This window comes from Streptomyces sp. ICN903, from assembly GCF_022015835.1.
GTDB lineage: Bacteria > Actinomycetota > Actinomycetes > Streptomycetales > Streptomycetaceae > Streptomyces > Streptomyces fenghuangensis.
This window is the reverse complement of the sequence record NZ_JAKMAY010000066.1, coordinates 1-23,532: the sequence shown is the minus strand read 5'-3', so window position 1 is coordinate 23,532 and position 23,532 is coordinate 1. Positions and strand designations below refer to the sequence as shown.

Below are 23,532 nucleotides of genomic sequence, written 5' to 3'. Positions count from 1 at the left end.
GCCCTCCCCTCCCCCGCCGGAACCACGCTGGAGAGCACCGCCGCGCCGCGCGGCGCGGGCGGCTACCGGCGGCTGGGCGAGGGGCGCGGCTGGGAGCGGGTCGTACGGGAGGAGCTGGCCGCCGCGGGCGGGGCGCGCGAGGACCGGCGCACCACCCTGGCCTGTTTCGTCCACCTCACCGACACCCACGTCACGGACGTGCAGCATCCGCTGCGCTTCGAGTACATGCGCTCCGGGAAGCCGGGCGCCTGGCGCCCGCAGGAGGCGCTGTCGGTGCACGGCCTGGTCTCGATGGTCGAGCGGATCAACTCGCTGCGCGGCGGCCCGGCCACCGGCGCGCCGCTCGGCTTCGCGATCACCACCGGGGACAACACCGACAACAACTGCCGCGCCGAGACCGAGTGGTTCCTCACCGCGATGAGCGGCGGCCGCATCACCCCCAACACCGGCGACCCGCTGCGCTACGAGGGCGTGCAGGACTCCGGACTGCCCCTGTACTGGCACCCGGAGGGCGGGACGGAGGACACCGACCGGGCGCGGTACGGCTTCCCCCGCCTCGACGGCTTCCTCGGCGCCGCGATCCGGCGGCTCACCAGCCCCGGCCTGGCCATCCCCTGGTACTCCACCGTCGGCAACCACGACGACCTCCACGGCGGCCACTTCGCGGGCGGCGCGTACTTCACCGACCTGGCCACCGGTGAGCGGAAGCTGTACGAGCTGCCCGAGGCCGAGGCCGCCGCGCTCCACAGATCGGTGCGCAAGGGGCGCGACACCCGGGGCGCCGCGCTGAGGGAACTGCTGCGCGCCCACTCCCGGAAGATGCGCACCGTCACCCCCGACCCCTCCCGCGCGCCCCTCACCACCCGGGAGTACGCCGCGGCGCACCTGGACCCGGCGTACACCGGCCCCGGCCCGGTCGGCCACGGCTACACCCGGGCCGCCCTGGAGGAGGGGCGGCTGTACTACTCCTTCCGCGTCGCCGACGGCGTGCTCGGCGTCAGCCTGGACACCACCAACCCGGACGGCGACTACCGCGGGCACATCGGCGCCGCCCAACTGCGCTGGCTGGAGCGCGAGCTGACCCGCCACGGCGACGACCGCGTGCTCGTCTTCAGCCACCACTACAGCGACTCCGTCACCGTCGGCGGCGCGGAGCTGACCGCGCTGCTGGGGCGGCACGCCAATGTGACCGCCTGGATCAACGGGCACAGCCACCGCAACCGGATCGTGCCGCGCGGCCACTACTGGGAGATCACCACCGCCTCGCACGTGGACCACCCGCAGCTGGCCCGCGTCATCGAGCTGACGGACAACGGCGACGGCACCCTGTCCCTGTTCACCACCTGCGTCGAGTCCGCGGCCCCCTACGCCGCCGACCCCGGCGACCTCTCCCCCGCCGGTCTGGCCTCGCTCTACCGCGAGCTGGCCTTCAACGCCCCGGGCCGCAGCACCTCCCTGACCGGCAAGGCGGGCGACCGCAACACCGAACTGCTGCTGCGGCGGCGCTGAGGAGGCGGCAGGGCGCCGCCGGGGCGGGGAGCGCGGCGGCGGTACGGGGCGAGTCAGAGCATCCGGTCATCCGGCCCGGACTCGGGCTTCGGAACCGGCGCCGGCTCGGGCGCCGGCGGCCTCCAGGGGCGGGCGCCGGTCAGGAAGGCGGGACGGTGCGCGGTGGGCGGCAGCGGCCCGAGCGTCCCGCCGCCTGGCAGCCGGATCCCGGTGGTCAGCAGCGCGGCCAGGGCCCGCGTCAGCGTCGTCCCGCAGCCGTGCCACGGATCGTCACCGCGCCGGGCGGCCTCGGCGCCGAACACGACGACCGGCCACCGGTCGGGGTCGCCGGACGCCCCGGTGTCCCAGAGCAGCCTGACGCCCTCCCGCGTATCGCCCCAGGCCAGCAGGCCACCGGGATCGGGGTGGAACGGCGGCGGCTCCCGCCGCAGGGCCCGGCGGGAGGAGATGCGGCACTCCCGGTGGGTCTCCCACAGCCAGTCCCCGTACTCGTAACCGCCCTCCCGCTCGCACGGCGCGTGCAGCCACAGCCGTCCGCCGATCTCCAGCGGCCCGAGGGCGGAGACCAGCGCCCTGTAGTCGGCGGGCAGCCTCAGCCCCAGTCGGCTCTCGACCGCGTCCCAGTCGACGGGGACGGGCTCGGGCGCGGCGGGCCGGCCGGAGTCCGTCGACGGCGGTGGGAGCTCGAGCCGTGCGATGAGCGAGGACAGGTCCATGGCGAGGCATGTTCGCATGTGACGCCGACACCCGCGCCACCCGGGGGCATCGCCCCGCCGGGACGGAAAGGCGTTGTCCCGGGTACGGCGGTGGGCCAGGATACGGGGGGACGGATCGGGAGGACCGGAGCGGATGGCCATACTCGTCTACTACCGCAAGCTCTCCGAGGACGCCTCCACCGTCCGCTACGCGTTCGGCGGGCACCCCGCGGAGACGGACCGGGTCATGACCCTGGACAAGGCGTCCTGCGAGGCCGACCCGGACGACGGCAGGCGGACCTTCGGTTTCCACGCCACGGTCCGCGGGATCGCCCGCACCCACCACACCTCCGGCACCTGGCCGGAGCACGGGATGGTCGCCCACTAGCGGGTGCCGGAGGCCGCCGCGGAGCGCGTGACGGAAGCGGTCCTCAGTCCAGGACGTGCCGCAGGTAGGCCCCGGGGTCGGCGAGGTAGCGGCGCCAGTGGTCGACCAGGGCGAGTGCGTCCCAGGCCGTCCGGCGCAGGCCGTGCTCGCCGACCTCGACGATGTCCGCGCCCGGCAGCGCGGTCAGCAGCGGTGAGTGGGTGGCGCAGACGACCTGGCCGCCGCTCCTGGCCAACCGGTCGATGTGGCCGATCAGTTCCAGGCAGGACGCGAACGACAGCGCCGCCTCCGGCTCGTCCATCACATACAGTCCGGGTCTGAGGAACTTCCCGCGGAACGCGGCGAGGAAGCCCTCGCCGTGGCTGACCGATTCCGGCGCGAACCCCTCACGTTCCAGCGCGTCCAGGGCCGTCTCCGCCCGCAGGAAGAACCCGGTGCGGGCGGACCAGTTCCCGAGCATGCGCCGCCCGCGCGGCGCCGCGTCGAACCGTATCCGCTCCCCCAACTCCGACCTGGCGCGGTGGCTCGCGTAGCGCCAGTCGTGCGAGCCGCCCCAGGGGTCCAGGCCGAAGCCCTCCGCCAGGGCCTCGACCAGCGTGGACTTCCCCGAACCGTTCTCGCCCACCAGGAACGTCACCGGCGCGGTGAAGCGCAGCCCGTCCGTCAGGAGCGCCTGTACGCAGGGGAGGGACCAGGGCCATTCCCCGTCGTCGTACGACTCCACGTGTGCGTACGCGCGTTCGACGATCATGCGCCGAGTCTCCCACGCACCGCGCGTTCCCGTGCTTTTCCGCACCTCCACGCCTCGTCCGCCCCACCCGGCTCACGGGTGCGTGGAACGACGTCGGCGAACGCGGTGGTGCACGGGTATTGACGCCCCGACCGAACGGCCCTTAGCGTCCCTGAACCAAGCGTCCGGAAACTTTCCGGAAACTTTGAAAAGGTCGACCGAAAATGGGAGCCCTCCGATGAGACCCGTTCGCATCGCCACCGCCGCGCTCACCGCGGCCGCACTGTCCCTGCCCCTGGTGGTGACCTCGGCCACGGCCGCCCCGCCCGCCGACCGGGAGGCCGCACCGCACTCCAACGCCAAGTTCGACCGGCTTCGCGAGGCCGCTCCCAAGGGGTTCTACGTGGGCACCGCCGTGGCGGGCGGCGGCCACCACCTCGAGCAGGACTACCCGGACCCGTTCACCCACGACCGGAAGTACCGGAAGATCCTCGGGCAGCAGTTCAACTCGGTCTCCCCCGAGAACCAGATGAAGTGGGAGTTCATCCACCCCGAGCGGGACACCTACGACTTCGAGGCGGCCGACGCCATCGTCGAGTTCGCCGAGCGCCACCGGCAGGTCGTGCGCGGCCACACGCTGCTGTGGCACAGCCAGAACCCCGAGTGGCTGGAGCAGGGCGACTTCTCCAAGGAGGAGCTGCGCGAGATCCTGCGCGAGCACATCACCACCGTGGTCGGCCGCTACAAGGGCAAGATCCAGCAGTGGGACGTGGCCAACGAGATCTTCGACGACCAGGGCAACCTGCGCACCCAGGACAACATCTGGATCCGCGAGCTCGGGCCCGGGATCATCGCCGACGCCTTCCGCTGGGCCCACGAGGCCGACCCGGAGGCGAAGCTGTTCTTCAACGACTACAACGTCGAGAGCGACAACGCCAAGAGCGACGCCTACTACGAGCTCAGCCAGGAACTGCTCGCGCAGGGCGTGCCCGTGCACGGCTTCTCCGTGCAGGCGCACCTGAGTATGCGTTACGGCTTCCCGGGCGACCTCCAGCAGAACCTGCAGCGGTTCGACGACCTCGGCCTGGAGACGGCGGTCACCGAGCTGGACGTCCGCATGGACCTGCCCGAGAGCGGCAAGCCCACCGCCGAGCAGCAGAAGCAGCAGGCCGACTGGTACCAGCGGGTGCTGGAGGCGTGCCTGGCGGTCGAGGAGTGCAACTCCTTCACCATCTGGGGCTTCACCGACAAGTACTCCTGGGTGCCGGTGTTCTTCGAGGGTGAGGGCTCGGCGACGGTCATGACCGAGGACTTCAAGCGCAAGCCCGCCTTCTACGCCCTGCGCTCCTCCCTGAAGGAGGCCAAGTGGGAGCAGTGGAAGGAGGACCGGGGCTGGAAGCGCCGCTGAGTACTTCCGCCCGCCGAACGTCCGCCCGCCGCCGACCGTCCGCGGCGGGCGGACGAGCAGCCCTCGCCGGGCCCGCCACCGCCCCTTACCGGGCGGTGGCGGGCCCGGCCCGCTTCGCCTCACAGCTGCCCCGCACCGGACACGGGACGGGGCGGCGTCACCTGACCGCCGCCCTCTCCAGGGCGGCGGTCAGGGCGCGGGCGGTCTCCAGGTTGCAGCGCCCCAACTCCACCAGCGGGCGCGGGTCGACGGTCCGGGTGCAGGACGCCAGGTCGATGCCGAGGGAGGGCAGGGTGATCCCGTTCCCGGCCAGGGCCGCGTGGAGTTCGACCACCGCCTCGGTGGAGGCGCTGATCGCCTCGGTGACCGGATCGCGGCCCGCCGCGCCGGCGGGCGGGACTGTGGGGAGGTCGTACATGAGCGTGGTGCCTTTCCGTGCGTCGTGTCGCCGATCGCGTTCGGCTCACCGCACAGCGTGACGTGCTGCGGAGGCCGTCCGCCAGAGGAACCGGCTCAGCAGCCGCACTGCGCACCTCACGAAACCGCAGATGAAAGGCGCTGGGGCGGGCCCCGGCAATCCACCACCCAACTCCCGCGCCGTTGGCCTGAGTCACCTTCCCGGCATGCTGGGTGACCTCTAGCGTCTCCTTCCGTCACCCACTCACGACGAACGGAAGGATCGCGCATGACAGACGGCACGAGGAGCAAGCACGCCGGGAAGCCGGCCCCGATCAGGCCGTGGAACCCGCCGCCCCAACCGCCCTCCCCGGACGGCGGCCCCACCAAGCCCAAGCGGCGGTGAACGCGGTGACGAGTACGACGAACGCGGCGGGCGCGGCGGACACGGTGCGGCGGTGGCACGAGTCCCACCGGCACCTGCTGGACGCCGTCTCGGCCTCCGGCGCCCTCACCCCCGACTGGCGGCCGTCCTTCGAGGCGGTACCGCGCCACCTCTTCCTGCCGGAGCGGGTCTGGCGGTACGGCGCGGACGGATACGTTCCCGTCCACCGCGCCGGGGAGCCCGAGGCCTGGTGGGAACTCGCCTACGCGGACGAGCCGGTCGTCACCCAGCTCGACGAAGGTGCGGCCGGCGGCCCCGGCGAGGCCACCTCCTCCAGCTCCATGCCGTCGCTCGTCGCGCGGATGCTCGCGGAGCTGGAGGTGGGCTGCGGTGGTGAGCGCGTTCTGGAGATCGGCACGGGCACCGGCTGGAACGCCGCCCTGCTCGTCCACCGCCTCGGCGACGCCCGGGTGGTGACCGTCGAGGTGGACCCGGCCCTGGCCGAACGGGCGCGGCACGCGCTGGCCTCGGTCGGCCGCGCTCCCCGGGTGGTGTGGGGCGACGGCGTGTCCGGGTGGGCGCGCGGCGCGCCGTACGACCGGGTGCTGGCGACGTGCTCGGTGCTGCGCGTACCGGGGGCGTGGGTGGCGCAGACCGCGCCCGGCGGGCGGATCGTCGTGCCCCTGCACCGGGATGTGTGGTCCGGGGGTCTGGTCTCCCTGACCGTCCAGGACGGCGGCCTGGCACGGGGGAGGTTCACCGGTTCGGCATGGTTCATGCCGCTGCGCGCCGACCGGCTGCCCGCCCCGGCGGTGGACTCCGCCACCGGCCGCTCCTCCACCACCGGCCTGGACCCGGCCCGGGTCACCGAACCCGGCTTCTGCGCCTGGGCGTTCGCCCGCCTGCCGGACATCACCATGACCTACGCCGACGAGGACGGCGGCGCCCGGCGCGTCTGGCTGACCGGCCGCGACGGCTCGGCCGCGACCGCGGCCGAGGACGGCCGGGCCGGGGACGGCGGCGGCCTCTTCGGGGTCTGGCAGTACGGTCCGGCCTCCCTGTGGGACCGGGTGGAGGCCGCCTGGGGCGCGTACGAGGCCGAAGGCCGCCCTGAGCAGGGCGAGTTCGGCCTGACGGTCACCCGCGACGGCCGCCAGGAGGTCTGGCTGCGCGACCCGGCGCACGTCATCGGCTGACGACGCGGCGGGAACGCGGCTGGGCCGGCGCACGCCCCAGCGGGCGCGCGCCGGCCCGGCCGCGTCATGCGGTCACCGGATCACGCGGTCACCGGATCACCCGGCCGCGCAGGCTCCGAGGTCCTCCCAGACGCCCCACTCGCCGGTGGCGCCGGGCTCCTCGCCCTGCGTCCACCACTTGGCGCGCCAGGTGTGCCCGTCGTGGGTGACGGTGTCACCGCCGGTGTACACGTCCCTGGAGCCCCAGGCCGGCGAGGCGCAGGCGCCCGGCTCGCCGTCGCCACCACCGTCACCGCCGCCGTCGCCACCGCCGTCACCGCCGCCCGTTCCGCCGATGTTGACGTCGATGCAGGCGTAGAAGGCGTTGGCGGTGTCCGCCACGTTCCACACGGCGAGCACCTTCTGGCGACCGGTGAGACCGTCGAAGTTCACCTGGTGGCTGACCTGCGAGGGCGGCTGCACGCTCTTGCCGTCGAACTCGGCGATCTTCCGGTCGCCGATGAAGTACTGCCAGGTGTCGGTGGCGTGGCGTGCCGTCAGGCTCCAGGTGAAGGTGTGCGAGGAGCCGACCGGCGTGACCCTCCAGGCCTTGCTGTCGTCGTCGAGCTCGGCGAACTGCTCGTTGCCGCCGCTGCAGCTCTTGAGTCCCTTCGGCCCCTCCACGCTCTGCGGCTCGTAGGAGATCTGGCCGCAGTCGACGACGCCCTCGGCGCACTGGTCCTGGCGGCTGCCGGGGTCGGTCACCCAGCCGTGGGCGTTGGCCGTGCCCGCCGGAAGGCTGACGGCGAGCAGGGGGGCGACCATCGCGCCGAGCGCAAGGGCCACTCGCTTCTTCGTGTTCATGCCATTCCACTTTCTTCGGTGTCGTCGAGGCCGCCGCCCGGAAGCCCGGCGCGACCGGGTGGGGTACGGCGCGTACGCCGTTCCGGTCGCGCCGCCCCGCCGGGTGGCGCGGGTGCGCGGACGCACCGGATACCGCGATGGGCATCACCGTCCACGCACCGTGCCCTCACACGGACAACGCCGTGGGACGAGGACAGAGGCTGACCTAAGGTCTAGACCTGAGGTGCTCAGGTCTAGACCTTAGCGGCGGACTGTCCTCGGTCAAGGGTTTGAACGAAGCGAACTTCCGGCCAACACGGCCGACTTCGGACCCACCGCAGCCTCCGCCGGTCTCACGGACCCACCCGAGACCCCGAGCCGGCCGGAAGCCCTGCCGGTCGTAGCGGTGGGAGCTCAACGTCAGCCGACCACGTGGATTGGGCAGCGTGCCGCGCCCGAGCGCGCCAGGCGCGCGTCGGCGGTCACCAGGGCGCAGCCGTGGGCCTCGGCAAGGGCACTGCCCCGGCAGCGTTGTGGCGTCCGAGCCGGGGAGTGGGGACGGGCGGGAAGATCGCATCGATGCCGTTCGCCGGAGATGCGGCTTTCCGGAACCGGACGGGCGGGCGCGCATACGGCTGGTTCCGGCCCGCACTTCCCCTGTTGGGCAAGGCCGAGGGGCTGGTGAACACCTTCGGGGGAATCATTCGCCGAACACACCGTTCCGGTCACTCTGTGTGCTTGCGTGGAACGGAAGTCCAAACCCGTATGCCCGTTCCGTGACAGGGGGAGCCCGCCATGACCGAGCCCAGGCAACTCGACCCGTACGCCTCGCCCAAGACCTTCTACGGCGCGGAACTGCGCCGTCTGCGCGAGGCGGCCGGGCTCACCCAGTCCCAGCTCGGCGAGCGCGCCTTCTGCTCGGGCACCTACGTCGGCCAGTTCGAGACGGCCGTGCGCCGCCCGCAGCCGGACACCTCCAAACTGTTCGACGAGATCCTCGGCACCGGCGAACACCTGCAACGCCTGTGCCGACTGGCCCGGGAGAACAAGTACCCGGACTACTTCGCGGACGCGGCGGAGCTGGAGCAGATGGCGACGACCATCAGCGAGTACGCACCTATGCTGGTGCCGGGCCTGTTGCAGGTTGAGACCTACACACGGGCCATCACTCGCGCGGCACTCCCCCTCGCTTCGGAGGAGGAGGTGGAGAAGCTGGTTCGGGCTCGCATGGATCGGCAGTACCTTCTCAACCAGTCAACTGCGCCACAGTTGTGGGCGGTCCTCCACGAGACAGTGCTCCGGGTCCCGATGGGAGGACCGACAGTCATGCATGAACAGCTCATCCATATCGCTCAACTGGCGCACTCCCACCGGATCATGGTGCAGGTTCTTCCGTTCACCGCTGCGGCGCACGCACTCTTGAACGGCATGGCGTCCCTGATGACCTTCCGCGACGCACCGCCTGTCGTCTACACAGAGAGCGCTGGCACCGGCCAGCTCATCGACGAACCGGTCATGGTGGAGCGATCCCAGAAGTCATACGATCTCGTCAGGGCCGCTTCGCTGCCTCCTATGGCGTCCCTGGACCTGATCGAATCGGTGGCCGAGGAGTACACGACATCATGCGCACCGCATATGACCTGAACACCGCTGTCTGGCGCAAGTCGTCCTACAGCGACGGCACCGGCGGGAGCTGCGTCGAGGTCGCCGACGGCTTCCCTGGCGTCACACCCGTCCGCGACAGCAAGGCCCCCGAGGGGCCAGCGCTGGTCTTCCCGGACGCCGACTGGTCCGCCTTCGTGACGGCGGTCAAGGGCGGCATGCTCTGACCGGTTCACCGGACCAGTCCTGTCGACTGTAAGAAGGGAGTTCACCGTCAGTCGTTGGCCGGTGTCCAGCGCCGGGCCCCGGCGAGTGCGCCACGGGCGCCGACCGCCCCGGTGAGCACGGCCAGGAGGGCGCAGCCGACGACGGCGGTGACGACGAGACCGGTCGAGAGCCCCGCGCCGGTCCCTCTGACCACGGGCTGTGACAGGAACCACGCGGCTCCCGTCGCGATGGGCGCGGCGATCACCAGCGGCGTGGTGAGGTACCACACCGAGGTGCTGACGAAGACGCGGCGGTTCCCGCTGAAGACGCCGACCGGGGCGAGCCGGGTACCGAAGCGCCGGAACTCCGACAGGGAACTGACGGTGGACGCGCATGCGAGGACGAGCAGACCGACGCCGCCCAGCAGCGCGATCCACCGGCCCACGGTGGCGTACTGGAGCATGCCTCCCAGGGCGTTCCCGCCGAGCCGGTCGATGAACGGGGCCATCCCCAGATGTGCGTAGGAGGCTCTGCTGACAGCCTCCGACGCACCGTGGTCGGCGGAATCGGCGACCGTCACCAGGGTCCACTGGGCATCGCCCGGTTCGTTCACCGCGCGGACGTAGCCGGTGACGGGTGCCTCGCGGACGGCCAGACCGGCACGGGTTCCGGTCCAGCGCGCGAGTTCCCGCGCCTGCGCACCGGCTTCGGTGTCGATGGGTGCCGGGGCGACGGAGCATTTCTGCCCCAGCGACCGCAGGGCCTCGCAGTCTCCGCGGAGTTCGGCGGGGCTACGGGGATCGGGCCGACGGACGAGGGCCAGGACGTGCTGCCCGGCGAGGTCCCGCCGGAACGCTGTGAGCTCCTTCTCCGTGATGGCGTCGGTGCGGACGAGGCTGATGCTCGTACCGATGCGGTCCAGGGTCTCGGCCGCGGCGGCGGCCTCGCCCGATGTGCGCGAGGTCCAGATGTGGAGCTGGGTGACCAGAACCAGCCCGACGGTGACGGTGGCGACCATGCGGGCGGTCACCCCGGGGTGGTGGGTGGTCCACCGTCCCGCGACGAGCGGCCCCACTTTCCCGGACCTCTCCCCCGCCCAGGCCACGGCCCGGCCGAGGGCCGCCATGACGGTGGCGATCAGGGCGGGCAGAGCGGCCAGGACCAGCACCAGCCCCGTGACGTACTGGGCCAGGCTCACCGAGAGGTTCGGAGCGAACGGGGTGAGATCGGCGGGCATGGCGATCACCGCGCCGAGCGGTAGCAGGACCATCCAGCGTCTGCTGACCCGGGCGGGGTCGTGGCGGTCCGCGGCGCGCCGGGCGCGGTGAAGCAGGACGACGGCGGCCAGAACGGTGAGGGCTGCCACCGGTACGGTGGCCGCGTACGCCCACAGCCAGGGCCGCAGTCCGGCCGCGGTGAGCGGGTATCCGACCAGGGGCAGTGTGATGTCCCACGTCAGCACGGCGACGGCGGGGATCGTACCCGCCAGCGCGCCCGCAACGACCGGGGTCGCGGCCTCGCCGAGGTTGATCAGGGCACGATGGCCGGCGGTTGCTCCCAGAGTCTCCAGCAGTGTGGTGCGCCGGTCCCGTCCGGCCGCGTCGACACGGACGGCGATCACCACCAGCACGGCGGTGGGGAGCAGGATCAGGCCGCCGACGGCCGACAGGAGGATGTCGGGGCCGTAGACCACGGCGGAGTCCCCGAAGACCGGGTACGTCTCTTCGCCACGGGCCCCGAATCCGGTAATCAGATCGCTGTCGTCGAAGGACTCGTGCCCCTCGGGGGCGCGGACGTAGGCCAGGCGCTCGGCCGGGGAGGTGAGCCCGTCTCCGGTGATGGTGCCCGCATGGGTGCCGTAGCGCTCGGCGATCCCCTGGTCGGCGCCGGCCCGAAGCAGCGCCGGGGAGAGGAACGCCTCGCCCGGATCGGGCCAGCGCGGCAGGCCGGGCGGCGGCTCGGCTTCGGTGTCGGCGTCGAGAGGGGCGAGGAAGACGACGTTGTGCTGCGGTGATCCGGTGATGTCGTTCCCGGACTCGTACCAGTGGGCGACCGGCTCCTCGTCCGGGTGGGACATGTGCATACGCGGGGCGCGGGCCCGGTCGGTGTCGGCACGCGCGTCGTAGTCGGCCGCCGTGGTGACGAGAGCCGTCAGGCCCATGGCCAGGGTGGCCGTGGCCAGGAACAGGCCGGCCCACCGCAGCCGTGCCTGTCGTGCCCCGGCCCCGGCTGCCCGGCCGATCCGCCACAGCCGTCGCCACAGCGGCCCCTCGGCCGCGTGGCGGCTCACACGGCCTCCACGGCGGGAGCGAGGTCGAGGACGTCGTCGGCCCGCCGGGCCACCTGCTGATCGTGGGTGACCACGACCAGAGCGCAGTCCCACCGACCGGGCAGTGAGAAGAGCAGGTCGGCGACGGTGTCGCGGCTCGCGGTGTCCAGTGAGCCCGTGGGCTCGTCGGCGAGCAGCACCGTCGGCCGGTTGACCAGTGCGCGGGCCACCGCGACCCGCTGTCGTTCCCCGCCCGACAGGGCGCCCGTGGTCGTGTGGTGGGGTACACCGAGGTGGTCGAGTAGTTCGAGCCCGCGGCTGCGGGCCTCCCGTCGCCCGGTGCCGGCGAGGAGGGCGGGGAGGGTGACGTTCTCCAGCGGGCTCAGTTCCGGGAGGAGTTCACCGAACTGGAACACCATGCCCAGGTTCCGGGCGCGGAAGGCGGCCAGGCGGCCGCGGCCGAGCCTGGTGATGTCCGTGCCGTCCACCAGGATGCTTCCCGCGTCCGGCCTGACCAGGCCCAGGACGCAGGAGAGCAGGGTCGTCTTCCCCGTCCCGGACGGCCCCGTCACCGCGACCGACGAGCCCGCCCACACCTCCAGGTTCACGTGCGCCAGCACGGGACGGCCCGGGAAGCCGTGGCTGACGTCCCTGACGGACAGGACTGGGTCGTTCACGCTGCGGCTCCCGGACTCCGGAGAAGAAGATGGTGCGGTGGACGGGAGCCCCGCCCACCGCCGGTGATCGGACGATGCTCCGTCAGAGGTTCCTACCGGTAGTACCACTTGCCCTCGACGTCGGGAGCGGCGAACCTCTGCTCGACCACACGCATCTTGTTGATCCCGCGGCCTTCAGGGGTCGGGTAGCAGCTTCCGTCGCCGAGTTCGTTCCACCAGTTCTTGATGGTGTCACTGCCGTCGCGCCGGTACTCGGCCTTGATCTTGTTGCCGTCCGCTTCCCAGTCACACACCTCGGCGTTCCTGCCGCCGTTCGTCGTGTAGGCGTAGTCGTCGCCCTGCCAGGCGTAGAAACCGAACGCGGGGGCGGCACCGAGGGTGACACCGATCGCGAGTGCCATGCCGGATATGGCCGCGGCGCGCCGTGCGGTCTTCTTCATGTTTCCCCCTCGCTACGAATACCTGAACACCAAGACCCCACCACATGAACAACATCCGCCACAACAAGATCGATAACCGGAACCATTCATCACGTTTTCCGTACGCGAAGGTGATTCCTGGTCAGAGGTGGTCTCTTGGTCATCCCTGCCGCCTCTCTCCTGCGAGACGTTGACCGGATCCCTCCCCCGGCTGTCTCGAACCGATCGTGTCCGAGGGCGGTCGGTCACGGCCTGAGCACGGCCACCCGGCGCGGGGCGTCCTACGGCGACGGCACCGGCGGGTGCTGGGAGAAGGTCACCGGCGGCTTCCCCGCCGCCGCCAGGCGGACCGCAGGGCCCATGGTCCAGGAGGCGGCGAGGAAGGCCGTGCCCAGGGCGAGCCGGCCGAGCGGGCCGCCGCCCATAACCAGCCAGGCCAGCAGCAGCGGGCCGAGCATGCGGGCGACGGCCGCTCCCGTGCCGGAGAAGCCCTGGTACTGGCCCTGTCGGCCGTCGGGTGCGAGGCCGAAGGAGATCTCCCAGGCGCCGGAGGCCAGCGCCGTCTCGCCCAGGACCTGGAGGCAGGCGGCCGCCGGCAGAGCCGCCAGGGCCGTCCACGGCGAGGCGGAGGCGGCGGTGAGGGCGAAGGCCGCGCAGGATGCGGGCATCAGCGCGCCCGCGGCGCGTATGCGGCGGGTGGCGGTGCGCAGGTCCCGCACCCCGCGCGCCACGCGGACCTGGAGGGTGACACGACGCCGAGGGTGTTGAGCACCAGCAGCGCCGTGTGGAGTGCGGTGATCAGCGCGTGCGGCCGGGCACGCGGGACGGCCGTACACGGGCGTCGCCCCGGCACCGCGCCGGGGCCGCGGGTCAGCCCTGGTTGGGCTCCTGGCGGCCGGCGATCTGACCGCTCTTGCGGGAGGACTTGTCGCCGACCATCACCAGCGCGGCGATGATCACGAACAGGGCGACGGGCGCCACGACGTACAGGCCGAGGGTCTCCACCACGCTCAGGCCGGTGCCCGGGTCGTCGCCGTCGTCGCGGTAGAGGGCGAGTGCGGAGGGGGAGGCGACCAGCAGTGTCAGCGCGGTGAGGGCGGTGACGAATCCGGCGCGCACGGCGGTGCCGGCGCTCCTGACGTTCTCGTTGACCTTGACCTTGTTGTCCACGAGGTCAACGCTAGCGAACGTCTCCGGTCGTCACGCGTCCAGGGTGGTCTTCGGGCTCGGCGTGGCTCTCCTCGTGCTGCCCTCCGTGCTGCCCGGGAGCCGGGATGCGGCGCTCGCGCGGCCCGTGCAGCTCCTCGTACACCGTCTCCAGCAGGGCGCGCATCCGGGGCGAGGTGACCAGCTCCTCCAGGGTGACGGGCCTGCCGTCGCCGTCGGCGACGGGAAGCCGCCAGTTGGGGTACTGGTCCCAGGTGCCCGGCACGTTCTGCGGGCGCCGGTCGCCGACGCCGTCGGGCAGCCAGACACCGACCATCTTCGCGGGGGTGCGGGCCAGGAAGCGGTACAGGCCCCTGATCTCGCTCTCCTCCTCGCCCGGTCCTTCCGGCAGCAGGTCCAGACGGGTCAGATGGGCGATCCACTCGGCGGTCTCCATGGCGTCCTGGGCCTGCTCCTCGGCGAGCGGGCCGGACAGCAGGCCGAGGCCGCCGCGCAGCGCGACGTGGTCGCCGCTGAGTCGGGCGGCGGTGCTGGGCAGGTCGTGGGTGGTGGCGGTGGCCAGGCAGTCGGCGCGCCAGTCCTGCGGCTCCAGCGGCTGGGGGACCTCGTGGTTGGGGGTGCGGATGTGGTCGTAGTCGCGCTCGAACCACAGCACGGAGGTGCCCAGCACGCCGCGCCCGGCCAGTTCCCCGCGCACGCCCGGCTCGACGGTGCCCAGGTCCTCGCCGACGACGACCGCACCGGCGCGGTACGCCTCCAGGGCGAGCACTCCGAGCATGGCCTCGGCGTCGTAGCGCACGTACGCGCCCTCCGTGGGCGGGCGGCCCTCGGGGATCCACCACAGCCGGAACAGGCCCATCACGTGGTCGATGCGCAGGCCGCCGGTGTGCCGCAGCAGCCCGCGCAGCAGCGCGCGGTAGGGGGCGTAGCCGGAGGCGGCCAGCGCGCCCGGGTTCCAGGGCGGCAGGCCCCAGTCCTGGCCGTGGGGGCTGAAGGCGTCCGGCGGGGCGCCGATGGACATGCCGGTGGCCAGGAAGTCTTTCAGCGCCCAGGCCTCGGCTCCGGAGGGGTGGACGCCCAGCGCCATGTCGTGCACCAGGCCGATGGACATGCCCGCGTCGCGGGCGGTGCGCTGGGCGCGGGCGAGCTGGGCGTCGGTGAGCCAGGCCAGCCAGGTGTGGAAGTCCACCCGGTCCAGCAGTTCGCCGCGGGCGCGGGCGGTGGCGGCCGAACGGGGGTCGTCCAGGCCGGCGGGCCAGGAGCGCCAGTCGGGTCCGTGGACCTCGGCGAGGGCGCACCAGACGGCGTGGTCCTCCAGGGCCTGGCCCTGCTCGGCGAGGAAGTCGCAGTACGCGACGTGGCGGCCGGGGCCGAGGGGGACGGTGCGCACCAGCTCCAGGGCGCGGCGCTTGAGCGACCAGACCGCGTCGCGGTCGATCATCCCGTCCTTGGCGAGGGTGGCCTCGCGCAGTTCGGCGGCCTGGGCCAGCAGCTCGTCCGCCTTCGCGCGGGCCTCGCCGCGCAGGTAGGCGTACTCGGAGATCTCCTCGATCCGCAGGTGGACCGGGTCGGCGAAGCGCCGCGACGAGGGGCGGTAGGGGGAGGGGTCCACCCTCTCGCCGTCGGCGGCGGGGACGGCCGAGTGCAGGGGGTTGAGCTGGATGAAGTCGGCTCCGGTCGCACGGCCGGACCAGGCGGCGAGGTCGGCGAGGTCGGCCAGGTCGCCCATGCCCCACGAGCGCGAGGACAGCAGCGAGTAGAGCTGGACGAGCAGGCCGAAGGAGCGGCCCCGCACGGCCGGGAAGCGGTCCGGGGCGACGATCAGGACGGCGCTCGCGGTGCGGCCGTCGGGGGCCTCGGCGTGGAGGGTGTGGCAGCCCAGGGGGAGCCGCTCGCCGTCGGCGTCCGGGTCCGCTCCCCAGTCCAGGGTGCGGCCGTCCTCCGTCTCGACCCTCAGGGCGGTGCCGTCGGGGAGCGGGGGAACGCCGCCGCGGACGACGGGCGCGGAGGCGGCGGGTGGGGAGGAGCCGCCGCGGGAGGAGGCGCGTACGACGACGGTGGGGGGCAGCAGCCGGGCCGCCTCCTCGCGCGCGTGGCGCGCCAGGGCGTCGCGTACGGCGTCCGGGGTGGAGGCGTCGACACCCAGTGCGGCGAGCACTTCGACGATCGTGTCGTCGGGCACCCGGATCGTACGGCCCGGGGCCGGGTCGTAGGAGGTGCAGACTCCGTGCGCCGCGGCCAGTCGCGCCAGTCGGCTCATGGGAACTTCCTCCGCTCTCCCCCTGGGCTCTCCCGGGTCTAGATCTCCGCGGAATCCGTTCCGTATCCCACCCCGGCCGGTTCGCTGGTCAGCGGGAGCTCGGCGGCCAGCGGCGGCTCACTGGTGAGCGGGGCGGCGTCGGCGAGGGGTGGTTCGCTGGTCAGCGGTGTCTCGGCGTAGTCCCAGGAGCAGGAGCCGTCCAGGCCGGAGTCGGGGTCGGAGACTCCGGACAGGTCGATCGGCTCCTGCCCCTGTTTGGGAAACAGGGGGAGGGGGGTGAGGAGTTCAGCGGACGCGGCCACGGGGGCCTCCGTTCGTTGCTGTCGGTCGGACATCAGGGCCCTACCCACTGAGGCGGAGCCCAGACACTTTCGGCGGAACAAACGTGAGATGGCTCACAGTTCCATCACCGATGATTTCACGGTGCGGTGCGCCTGTCAGCGTAGGGCATTCGAGCAAAGCGGGCATCTCGGCCAAGATTTACCGTCCCTTCGCGGGACGGCCGCCCGGCAGGGCTTCGGGCCCGCCGCGTCCGGCTGCGGCCGGGCCCGGCCGCGTCCAGCCGCGTCCGACTGCGTTCGACGGCGGACTGCCTCGTCCGCACCGGTCGACAAACCGGGCGCTTCGGCCCCTGTCGTTGACACCTTCACCACGTCGGTGATGGGCTCGTCACCTACCGGCGGGTCCACTGCCCGGCCGGAGAGCCGCTCCCGGCCGGGGCGGGCGGCCAGGCGGGGGAACGAACCGGGAGACGGGTCGGGGAACGGGTCGAGAGGGGCCTGAGGAACACGTGAACCACGCGACGCATGGCCGCGCCGTACGCCGGACCGGTGCGACGGCACTGGTCGCGGCCGTCCTCGGCGGACTGCTCGGCGGCGCACCGGCCGCACACTCGGCGCCACCGCGGGACAGGGCGGCCGAGGAGCCCGCGCGGGACGCCGCGGGGCCGGACGACCGCGTCCGCCTGGACGGCGCCCCCGGTGTGTGGCCGCGCCCCCAGTCCCTGCGCACGCGCGGCCCGGCCGTGCCCGTCGGCCGGGAGGTGCTGCTCGTCGCCGACGAGGACTCCGACCCGTACGCCCTCGACACCCTCCGCGACATCCTGCGCGCGGCCGGCGCGCGCGAGGTGCGCACCGTGCGCCCGGGTGAGGAGGCGCGCGCCCGCGGGCTGGTGGTGCGCGCCGGCGAGCGCGCCGCCGAGCGGGCGCTGCGCGCCCTGGGCGCGCCCGAGCGCGGCGACCTGCCCCCGGGCGGCTACCGGCTGGCGGCCGGCCGGGTGGACGGCGTGGACGGGCCGGGCGGCACGGTGGCGCTGTCGGGCGTCGGCCCGGACGGGCTGTTCCACGCCGCGCAGACGCTGCGGCAGCTGGTGACCACCGGCGAGGGCGGGGCCCGGATCACCGGGGCCGTCGTACGCGACTGGCCCGCCTCGCCGGTGCGCGGCACCACGGAGGGCTTCTACGGCGAGGCCTGGCCGCACCGCGAGCGGCTGGCCCACCTGGACTTCATGGGCCGCACCAAGCAGAACCGCTACCTGTACGCCCCCGGCGACGACGCCTTCCGCCAGTCGCGCTGGCGCGAGCCCTACCCCGCCGAGCGGCGCGCGCAGTTCCGCGAGCTCGCCGAACGCGCCCGGCGCAACCACGTGGTACTCGGCTGGGCCGTCTCGCCGGGGCAGTCGATGTGCCTGGCCTCCGAGGGCGACCGCAGGGCCCTGCTGCGCAAGATCGACGCCATGGCGGCCCTGGGGGTGCGGGCGTTCCAGCTCCGCTTCGAGGACGCCAGCTACACCGAGTGGCACTGCGACGCGGACGCCGAGCGCTACGGCACGGGGCCTCAGGCCGCGGCCACCGCCCACGCGGAGCTGGCCAACGAGGTGGCGGCGCATCTGGCGAAGCGGTACGGCTTCGGGCGCGACGCGGTGCCGCTGTCGGTGCTGCCGACGGAGTTCTACCAGGACGGCCCCACCGAGTACCGCGGCACGCTGGCGAGGAAGCTGGACGCGGACGTGGAGGTGGCCTGGACGGGGGTGGGGGTCGTGCCCGCCGCCATCACCGGTGGCGAGCTGGCCCAGGCCCGCACCGTCTTCCGCCACCCGCTGGTCACCATGGACAACTACCCGGTCAACGACTACGCCGGCGACCGCGTCTTCCTGGGCCCCTACACCGGCCGGGAGCCGGCCGTCGCCAACCGCTCGGCGGCGCTGCTGGCCAACGCCATGGAGCAGGCGACGGCCTCCCGCCTGCCGCTGTTCACCGTCGCCGACTACGCCTGGAACCCGCGCGGCTACCGGCCGCAGGAGTCCTGGAAGGCGGCCGTCGAGGACCTGGCCGCGACGGGCGGCGGGGAGAGGAAGGCCGGACGCTCCGGGAAGCGGGCCCGCGAGGCACTGCACGCCCTGGCCGCCAACAACTCCTCCTCGGTGCTCGACGAGGAGGAGTCCGCCTACCTCACCCCGCTGCTCGACGCCTTCTGGAAGGCCCGCGCGGGCGAGGACGACGAGGAGTTCGCCGCCGCGTCCGACCGGCTGCGCGACGCCTTCGCCGTGCTGCGCGAGTCCCCGGAGAACCTGGCCGGTGTCGCCGGCGGCGCCCTGAGCGAGGAGATGCGCCCCTGGGTGCGGCAGCTGGCCCGCTACGGGCGGGCCGGCCGGTACGCGCTGGACATGCTGGCCGCCCAGCGGCGCGGGGACGGCGCCGGGGCGTGGAAGGCGCGGCTGGAACTCCAGCGGCTGCGCGCCGAGGCCCGCGAGAGCGGGGTGACGGTCGGCGAGGACGTGCTGCCCGCCTTCGTGGACCGGGCGCTGAAGGCCGCCGACGACTGGTCCGGCGCGAGCGGCGGGGCGGAGAAGAAGACCGGGCGCTCCGGGGAGCGGGTGCACGGCGGCCCCGCGCCGCTGCCCGGCTCCCCGCCGGAGCACGCCGCCGACGGCGACCCCGCGACCGCCTTCCGCGCCGCCGAGGAGCCCGCCCCCGAAGGCGGTGGGGGAGACGACGGCAGCGGCGACAGCGGTGACGAGCTGGTGCTGCGGCTGCCCCGGGAACGCTCCCTGGCGGCCGTCACCGTCCAGTCCGAGCCGGGCGAGGGCACCCGCGCCGCCGTCGAGGCGCATGTGCCGGGCGAGGGCTGGAGGCGGCTGGGCACGCTCTCCGAGAAGGGCTGGACGGAGGTGGACACCGGCGGTCTGCGGGCGGACGCCGTACGGCTGGCCTGGCAGGACGGTTCGAAGGCGCCGGTGATCCACGAGCTGACGCCCTGGTACTCGGACTCCCCCGGCGCCGGGCTGGAACTCTCCCGCGAGGAGGCCAACGCCGTCATCGGCGGCGAGCCCGCCGCCGTCGGGGCCCGGTTGACCGGTCACCGGCCCACCGACGTGCGCGGCAGGCTGACCGTACGGGCTCCGGAGGGCTTCACGGTGCGGGCGCCGCGCCGGGTCATGCTCCAACGCGGCGTGCCGGCGGCCCCGCGGATCGAGATCACCGCCGGGAAGGACGTGCGGCCGGGCACGTACCGGATCCCGGTCACCCTCACCGCCGAGGGCGAGAGCCTGCGGCGGACGCTGACAGTGCGCGCCTACCCGCCCACCGGCGGGCCGGACCTGGCCCGGGGCGCGAGGACCGGCTCCTCGGCCGACGAGACCGAGGACTTCCCCGCCTCGGCGGCCACCGACGGCGATCCGGACACCCGCTGGTCCTCCCCCGCGAAGGACGGCCAGTGGCTGCGGGTGGAGCTGGACCGCCCGGCCCGGATCGGCGAGGTGCGGCTGCACTGGCAGGACGCGCACGCCTCCCGCTACCGCGTCCAGGTCTCCGCCGACGGCAGGCGGTGGAGCACGGCCGCGACCGTCCGCGACGGGCGGGGCGGCCGGGAGACGGTGCGGATGGACGCCCCCGCGGACACCCGCTACGTGCGGGTCGTGGCCGACGAGCGGGCGACCCGGTTCGGCGTCTCGCTGTGGTCCGTGGAGGCGTACGCCGTGCGGGAGCAGGAGAGGGAGCAGGGGCGGGAGCAGGAGTAGGGGCGCACCGGGTACGGGGCCGTCACCGGCCCCGTACGGAGAACGCCCGGATCTCAGGCGGGTGTCGTCGTCCTGCCTTCGATCCGGGCGAGGGCGTCGTCCGCGCCGTAGGGCCGCAGATACGGCAGCCACCGCGGGTCACGGTGCCCCGTTCCGATGATCCGCCAGGCCAGGCCGCTGGGCGGGGCGGGCTGGTGGCGCAGGTGCCAGCCCAGCTCCGCCACGTGGCGGTCGGCCTTGACGTGGTTGCAGCGGCGGCAGGCCGCCACGACGTTCTCCCAGGAGTGCTGCCCGCCGCGGCTGCGCGGTACGACGTGGTCGACGCTGGTCGCGACGCCACCGCAGTACGCGCACCTGCCGCCGTCACGGGCGAACAGGGCGCGGCGGGTGAGCGGCACCGTGCCCCGGAAGGGCACGCGCACGAAGCGTTTGAGACGGACGACGCTGGGGGCGGGTATTGCCTGGGTCGCGCTGTGCATGAGGGCGCCGGAGTCCTCCAGGCTGATCGCCTTGCCGTTGAGGACGAGTATGAGCGCGCGGCGGAGCGGTACGACGCCGAGCGGCTCGTACGACGCGTTGAGGACCAGGACGTGCGGCACGGTGCCTCCTTGTACGTCGGCGGCGCGTGGCTCGCGCCGGGACGATCTCCCCCAGTGTGTCCCGCGCCCCGGTGGCGGCGCCACCACGATCGCGTAACGCGCTGAGCGTGTTTTCGACCACACGCTGTTCCTCCCCCGCCCGATGCCGCCGCTACCCCGGGTGACGCGGCCTGTTCGGCGGGGTGTCCCCCGTTAGTGTGTTGTGGGTGGATTCAATGGACGAGGCGCACAGGACCGCCACCGACACCGCCGGCTGGATAGAGGAGAACTGGGGGACCTGGCTCGCCATCGGGCTGCGCATCGCGCTGATCCTGGCGATCGCCGTCGTGCTGCGCTCGGTGGTCAGACGGGCCATCACCCGGCTGATCGCCCGGATGAACCGCAACGCCGAGGCCGAGGCCAGCGGCAACGCGCTGCGCGGTCTGCTGGTCAACGCCGAGCGGCGGCGCCAGCGCACGGAGGCCATCGGCTCGGTGCTGCGCAGCGTCACCACCTTCGTGATCATGGGGACGGCGCTGCTGATCGTGCTGTCCACCCTCGGCATCGACCTGGCCCCGCTGCTGGCCAGCGCCGGTGTGGCGGGCGTGGCCATCGGCTTCGGCGCGCGCAACCTGGTCACGGACGTGCTGACCGGGATGTTCGTGCTGCTGGAGGACCAGTACGGGGTCGGCGACCGCATCGACGCGGGCGAGGCCACCGGCACCGTCCTGGAGATCGGACTGCGGGTGACCAAGCTGCGCGGCGACGACGGCGAGATCTGGTACGTGCGCAACGGCGAGATCAAGCGGGTCGGCAACCTCAGCCAGGGCTGGGCGACGGCCGCCCTGGACGTGGAGGTCCGCTCCGACGAGGACCTGGAGGAGGTCCGCTCGGCGATCGCCTCGGCCGGCGAGGAGATGTCGACCTCCGCGCCGTGGGACGAGGTCCTGTGGGCGCCGGTGGAGGTGCTGGGCCTGAACTCGGTGACGCTGGACACCATGGTCGTCCGCGTCTCGGCCAAGACGATGCCGGGCAAGGCGCTGCCGGTGGAGCGCGAGCTGCGCTGGCGCGTCAAGCGGGCGCTGGACGCTCGGGGCATCCGGATGGTGGACGAGGAGTCGCTGGCGGCCCTGCGGAAGCTGGACGAGGAGCTGGGGGCGTCGGCCCGCGGACGGGGCTCCGGCCGGGTCCTGCTGGAGAAGGAGCCCGCGAAGGAGACGGTGAAGGGGCCGGACGCCGCGAAGGACGCGGTGGACCCGGTGAAGGACGCCCTGACCGGGGGTCCGGGCAGGGAGACGGCCAAGGCCCTGGTGAAGGAGCCGAGGGACCTCGGGCGGGGCTCCGGCGGGTCTCGCCGGTAGAACGCGGAAGGCACGCGGGGAGCCGCGCGGAGGAGCGGGCGGGAGCGGTGCGAAGGCCCGTCTCCGGCACGTCCGTTGACGCCGCCCGGAGGCGGGCCCTAGTGTCCCGGCCAGAAGACAGGAAACCTTCCTTACAGTTCTGGGCGGGAGAGAGGCCCATGACCGGGACCACTCCGGGGACGCCCCGGGTGCTGCGCGCGATGAACGACCGCGCGGCCCTGGAACTGCTGCTCGCGCACGGCTCGCTCTCGCGCGGCCGCATCGGCAGGCTGACCGGGCTGTCCAAGCCGACCGCCTCCCAGCTCCTGGCCCGCCTGGAGGCCGCGGGCCTGGTCCGGGTCACCGGTGCCAGCGAGGGCCGCCCGGGGCCGAACGCCCGGCTCTACTCACTCGACCCGGCCGCGGCGCACGTGGCCGGGCTGGATGTCACCGCCACCCGGATCCGCGCCGCGGTCGCCGACGTCACCGGCCGTACCGTCGGCTCCTTCGAGGTGCCCGCGCCGGGGCGCTCCGGGCCGTGCGGGGCCCCCGAAGCACCCGGGCCGTCCGACGCCCCGGAAGGGCGGTCCGCCGAGCCGGTCGTACGGCAGGTCGTGGCCGCCGTGGACGGGGCCGCCGAGGCCGCCGGGCTCACCCGGTCCGCGCTGCACCGCGTCGTCATCGGCACCCCCGGCGCCTTCGACCCGCGCACCGGACGGCTGCGCTACGCCTCCCACCTGCCCGGCTGGCACTCCCCCGGTCTGCTGGAGGAGCTGGCCGCCGCGCTGCCGGTGCCGGTGGAGTACGACAACGACGTCAACCTCGCCGCCGTCGCCGAGCACCGCCTGGGCGCCGCCCGGGGTCACGAGGACTTCGTCCTGCTCTGGAACGAGCAGGGACTGGGCGCCGCGCTGGTGCTGGGCGGGCGGCTGCACCGCGGCCGCACCGGCGGCGCGGGCGAGGTCGGGTTCCTGCCCGTCCCCGGCTCCCCGCTTCTCCGGCAGGTGGCCCGCGCCAACAGGGGCGGGTTCCAGGAACTGGCGGGCGCGCGGGCGCTGCTGCGGACGGCGCGCGAGCTGGGCATCGAGCCCCCCGCCGGCCGGGACGGCGAGGCGGCGGCGAAGCTGCTCGCCCGCGCGGTGGAACGGGCCGGTCCGGAGGCCGGGCAGGACGGCGGCGGCCCGTACGGCGAGCTGCTGCGCCGCGCCGCCACCGGGCTGGCGACCGGGCTGGCCGCGCTGGTCGCCGTCCTGGACCCGGAGCTGATCGTGCTGTCCGGCGGCGTACTCGCCGCCGGCGGTGAGGTGCTGCGCGAGCTGGTGCGGCGGGAGCTGGACGAACTGGCGGCCCCCCGGCCGCGGCTGGCCCTCGGAACCGTCACCGATCACCCCGTGCTCAGCGGCGCGCTGGAGAGCGCCCTGGCCACCACCCGCGACGAGGTGTTCGACACCTCCCGCTGACACCCC

The 23,532-nt window shown here is 73.6% G+C and carries 21 protein-coding genes; 9 read left to right on the top strand and 12 right to left on the bottom strand.

Annotated elements, in window-relative coordinates; all coding sequences use genetic code 11:
• Positions 1-1,509, top strand: a 1,509-nt coding sequence (locus L7D48_RS09565; RefSeq protein ID WP_237878554.1) for a TIGR03767 family metallophosphoesterase, incomplete at its 5' end; no start/stop codon positions are given.
• Between the two features lie 53 nt (positions 1,510-1,562).
• Here L7D48_RS09565 and L7D48_RS09560 read toward each other — a convergent pair.
• Positions 1,563-2,225 (bottom strand): SMI1/KNR4 family protein, encoded by a 663-nt coding sequence (locus L7D48_RS09560; protein ID WP_237878553.1) that lies wholly within the window; start codon positions 2,223-2,225, stop codon positions 1,563-1,565.
• Positions 2,226-2,358: 133 nt separating this feature from the next.
• On the opposite strand from L7D48_RS09560, the gene L7D48_RS09555 reads away from it, so the two are divergent.
• Positions 2,359-2,592 carry a hypothetical protein gene (locus L7D48_RS09555; protein ID WP_237878552.1) on the top strand — a complete coding sequence of 78 codons (234 nt, stop codon included), beginning with the start codon at positions 2,359-2,361 and terminating at the stop codon, positions 2,590-2,592.
• Positions 2,593-2,635: 43 nt separating this feature from the next.
• On the opposite strand, the gene L7D48_RS09550 is transcribed toward L7D48_RS09555, so the two are convergent.
• Positions 2,636-3,343 (bottom strand): AAA family ATPase, encoded by a 708-nt coding sequence (locus tag L7D48_RS09550; protein WP_237878551.1) that lies wholly within the window; start codon positions 3,341-3,343, stop codon positions 2,636-2,638.
• 217 nt (positions 3,344-3,560) lie between these two features.
• On the opposite strand from L7D48_RS09550, the gene L7D48_RS09545 reads away from it, so the two are divergent.
• A complete protein-coding gene (locus tag L7D48_RS09545; protein ID WP_237878550.1) occupies positions 3,561-4,730 on the top strand; it encodes an endo-1,4-beta-xylanase in 1,170 nt (389 codons plus the stop codon).
• 157 nt (positions 4,731-4,887) lie between these two features.
• Here L7D48_RS09545 and L7D48_RS09540 read toward each other — a convergent pair whose 3' ends face one another.
• Positions 4,888-5,148: a hypothetical protein gene (locus tag L7D48_RS09540; RefSeq protein ID WP_256462638.1), complete on the bottom strand. Its 261-nt coding sequence runs from the start codon at positions 5,146-5,148 to the stop codon at positions 4,888-4,890.
• A gap of 389 nt (positions 5,149-5,537) precedes the next feature.
• Between L7D48_RS09540 and L7D48_RS09535 the strand changes: the two genes are divergently transcribed.
• Positions 5,538-6,707, top strand: a complete 1,170-nt coding sequence (locus tag L7D48_RS09535) for a methyltransferase domain-containing protein (protein WP_237878549.1) — start codon at positions 5,538-5,540, stop codon at positions 6,705-6,707.
• Between the two features lie 96 nt (positions 6,708-6,803).
• Here L7D48_RS09535 and L7D48_RS09530 read toward each other — a convergent pair whose 3' ends face one another.
• A complete protein-coding gene (locus tag L7D48_RS09530; protein ID WP_237878548.1) occupies positions 6,804-7,550 on the bottom strand; it encodes a lytic polysaccharide monooxygenase in 747 nt (248 codons plus the stop codon).
• Positions 7,551-8,324: 774 nt separating this feature from the next.
• On the opposite strand from L7D48_RS09530, the gene L7D48_RS09525 reads away from it, so the two are divergent.
• On the top strand, positions 8,325-9,173 hold the full coding sequence (locus tag L7D48_RS09525; protein WP_237878547.1) for a helix-turn-helix transcriptional regulator: 849 nt from the start codon (positions 8,325-8,327) through the stop codon (positions 9,171-9,173).
• Entirely contained in the window at positions 9,152-9,358 is a 207-nt protein-coding gene (locus L7D48_RS09520; protein ID WP_237878546.1) for a DUF397 domain-containing protein, read from the top strand. Before L7D48_RS09525 ends, L7D48_RS09520 begins: the two co-directional genes overlap by 22 nt.
• A gap of 47 nt (positions 9,359-9,405) precedes the next feature.
• On the opposite strand, the gene L7D48_RS09515 is transcribed toward L7D48_RS09520, so the two are convergent.
• From L7D48_RS09515 to L7D48_RS09485, 7 genes are all read right to left on the bottom strand, one after another.
• Entirely contained in the window at positions 9,406-11,628 is a 2,223-nt protein-coding gene (locus L7D48_RS09515) for an FtsX-like permease family protein (protein WP_237878545.1), read from the bottom strand.
• Entirely contained in the window at positions 11,625-12,284 is a 660-nt protein-coding gene (locus L7D48_RS09510) for an ABC transporter ATP-binding protein (protein ID WP_237878544.1), read from the bottom strand. Before L7D48_RS09510 ends, L7D48_RS09515 begins: the two co-directional genes overlap by 4 nt.
• Before the next feature lie 92 nt (positions 12,285-12,376).
• Entirely contained in the window at positions 12,377-12,724 is a 348-nt protein-coding gene (locus L7D48_RS09505; protein WP_237878543.1) for a hypothetical protein, read from the bottom strand.
• A gap of 260 nt (positions 12,725-12,984) precedes the next feature.
• The gene (locus L7D48_RS09500; protein WP_237878542.1) at positions 12,985-13,434 is read right to left on the bottom strand and encodes a hypothetical protein; all 450 of its coding nucleotides are present in this window, start codon (positions 13,432-13,434) and stop codon (positions 12,985-12,987) included.
• 139 nt (positions 13,435-13,573) lie between these two features.
• Positions 13,574-13,873, bottom strand: a complete 300-nt coding sequence (locus L7D48_RS09495; protein WP_237878541.1) for a hypothetical protein — start codon at positions 13,871-13,873, stop codon at positions 13,574-13,576.
• Positions 13,874-13,883: 10 nt separating this feature from the next.
• Positions 13,884-16,130 carry a 4-alpha-glucanotransferase gene (malQ, locus tag L7D48_RS09490; RefSeq protein WP_237878540.1) on the bottom strand — a complete coding sequence of 749 codons (2,247 nt, stop codon included), beginning with the start codon at positions 16,128-16,130 and terminating at the stop codon, positions 13,884-13,886.
• A gap of 38 nt (positions 16,131-16,168) precedes the next feature.
• Positions 16,169-16,432, bottom strand: coding sequence for a hypothetical protein (locus tag L7D48_RS09485; protein ID WP_093849159.1), 264 nt, complete (start codon positions 16,430-16,432; stop codon positions 16,169-16,171).
• A 488-nt stretch (positions 16,433-16,920) separates the two neighbouring features.
• Between L7D48_RS09485 and L7D48_RS09480 the strand changes: the two genes are divergently transcribed.
• Positions 16,921-20,148, top strand: coding sequence for a beta-N-acetylglucosaminidase domain-containing protein (locus L7D48_RS09480; RefSeq protein WP_237878539.1), 3,228 nt, complete (start codon positions 16,921-16,923; stop codon positions 20,146-20,148).
• 53 nt (positions 20,149-20,201) lie between these two features.
• On the opposite strand, the gene L7D48_RS09475 is transcribed toward L7D48_RS09480, so the two are convergent.
• Positions 20,202-20,747: an HNH endonuclease gene (locus L7D48_RS09475; RefSeq protein ID WP_206348800.1), complete on the bottom strand. Its 546-nt coding sequence runs from the start codon at positions 20,745-20,747 to the stop codon at positions 20,202-20,204.
• Positions 20,748-20,962: 215 nt separating this feature from the next.
• On the opposite strand from L7D48_RS09475, the gene L7D48_RS09470 reads away from it, so the two are divergent.
• Together L7D48_RS09470 and L7D48_RS09465 are read left to right on the top strand one after the other, a co-directional pair.
• Positions 20,963-22,087: a mechanosensitive ion channel family protein gene (locus L7D48_RS09470; protein ID WP_237878555.1), complete on the top strand. Its 1,125-nt coding sequence runs from the start codon at positions 20,963-20,965 to the stop codon at positions 22,085-22,087.
• A 158-nt stretch (positions 22,088-22,245) separates the two neighbouring features.
• Complete coding sequence (locus L7D48_RS09465) at positions 22,246-23,526, top strand: ROK family transcriptional regulator (RefSeq protein WP_237878538.1); 1,281 nt, start codon at positions 22,246-22,248, stop codon at positions 23,524-23,526.
• Positions 23,527-23,532: the final 6 nt, after the last annotated feature.

Coding starts and splice junctions, on each gene's coding strand:
- L7D48_RS09465 (WP_237878538.1), top strand. CDS start 22,246: ATGACCGGGACCACTCCGGGGACGCCCCGGGTGCTGCGCGCGATGAAC.
- L7D48_RS09530 (WP_237878548.1), bottom strand. CDS start 7,550: ATGAACACGAAGAAGCGAGTGGCCCTTGCGCTCGGCGCGATGGTCGCC.
- L7D48_RS09520 (WP_237878546.1), top strand. CDS start 9,152: ATGCGCACCGCATATGACCTGAACACCGCTGTCTGGCGCAAGTCGTCC.
- L7D48_RS09545 (WP_237878550.1), top strand. CDS start 3,561: ATGAGACCCGTTCGCATCGCCACCGCCGCGCTCACCGCGGCCGCACTG.
- L7D48_RS09555 (WP_237878552.1), top strand. CDS start 2,359: ATGGCCATACTCGTCTACTACCGCAAGCTCTCCGAGGACGCCTCCACC.
- malQ (WP_237878540.1), bottom strand. CDS start 16,130: ATGAGCCGACTGGCGCGACTGGCCGCGGCGCACGGAGTCTGCACCTCC.
- L7D48_RS09550 (WP_237878551.1), bottom strand. CDS start 3,343: ATGATCGTCGAACGCGCGTACGCACACGTGGAGTCGTACGACGACGGG.
- L7D48_RS09540 (WP_256462638.1), bottom strand. CDS start 5,148: ATGTACGACCTCCCCACAGTCCCGCCCGCCGGCGCGGCGGGCCGCGAT.
- L7D48_RS09505 (WP_237878543.1), bottom strand. CDS start 12,724: ATGAAGAAGACCGCACGGCGCGCCGCGGCCATATCCGGCATGGCACTC.
- L7D48_RS09560 (WP_237878553.1), bottom strand. CDS start 2,225: ATGGACCTGTCCTCGCTCATCGCACGGCTCGAGCTCCCACCGCCGTCG.
- L7D48_RS09470 (WP_237878555.1), top strand. CDS start 20,963: ATGGACGAGGCGCACAGGACCGCCACCGACACCGCCGGCTGGATAGAG.
- L7D48_RS09525 (WP_237878547.1), top strand. CDS start 8,325: ATGACCGAGCCCAGGCAACTCGACCCGTACGCCTCGCCCAAGACCTTC.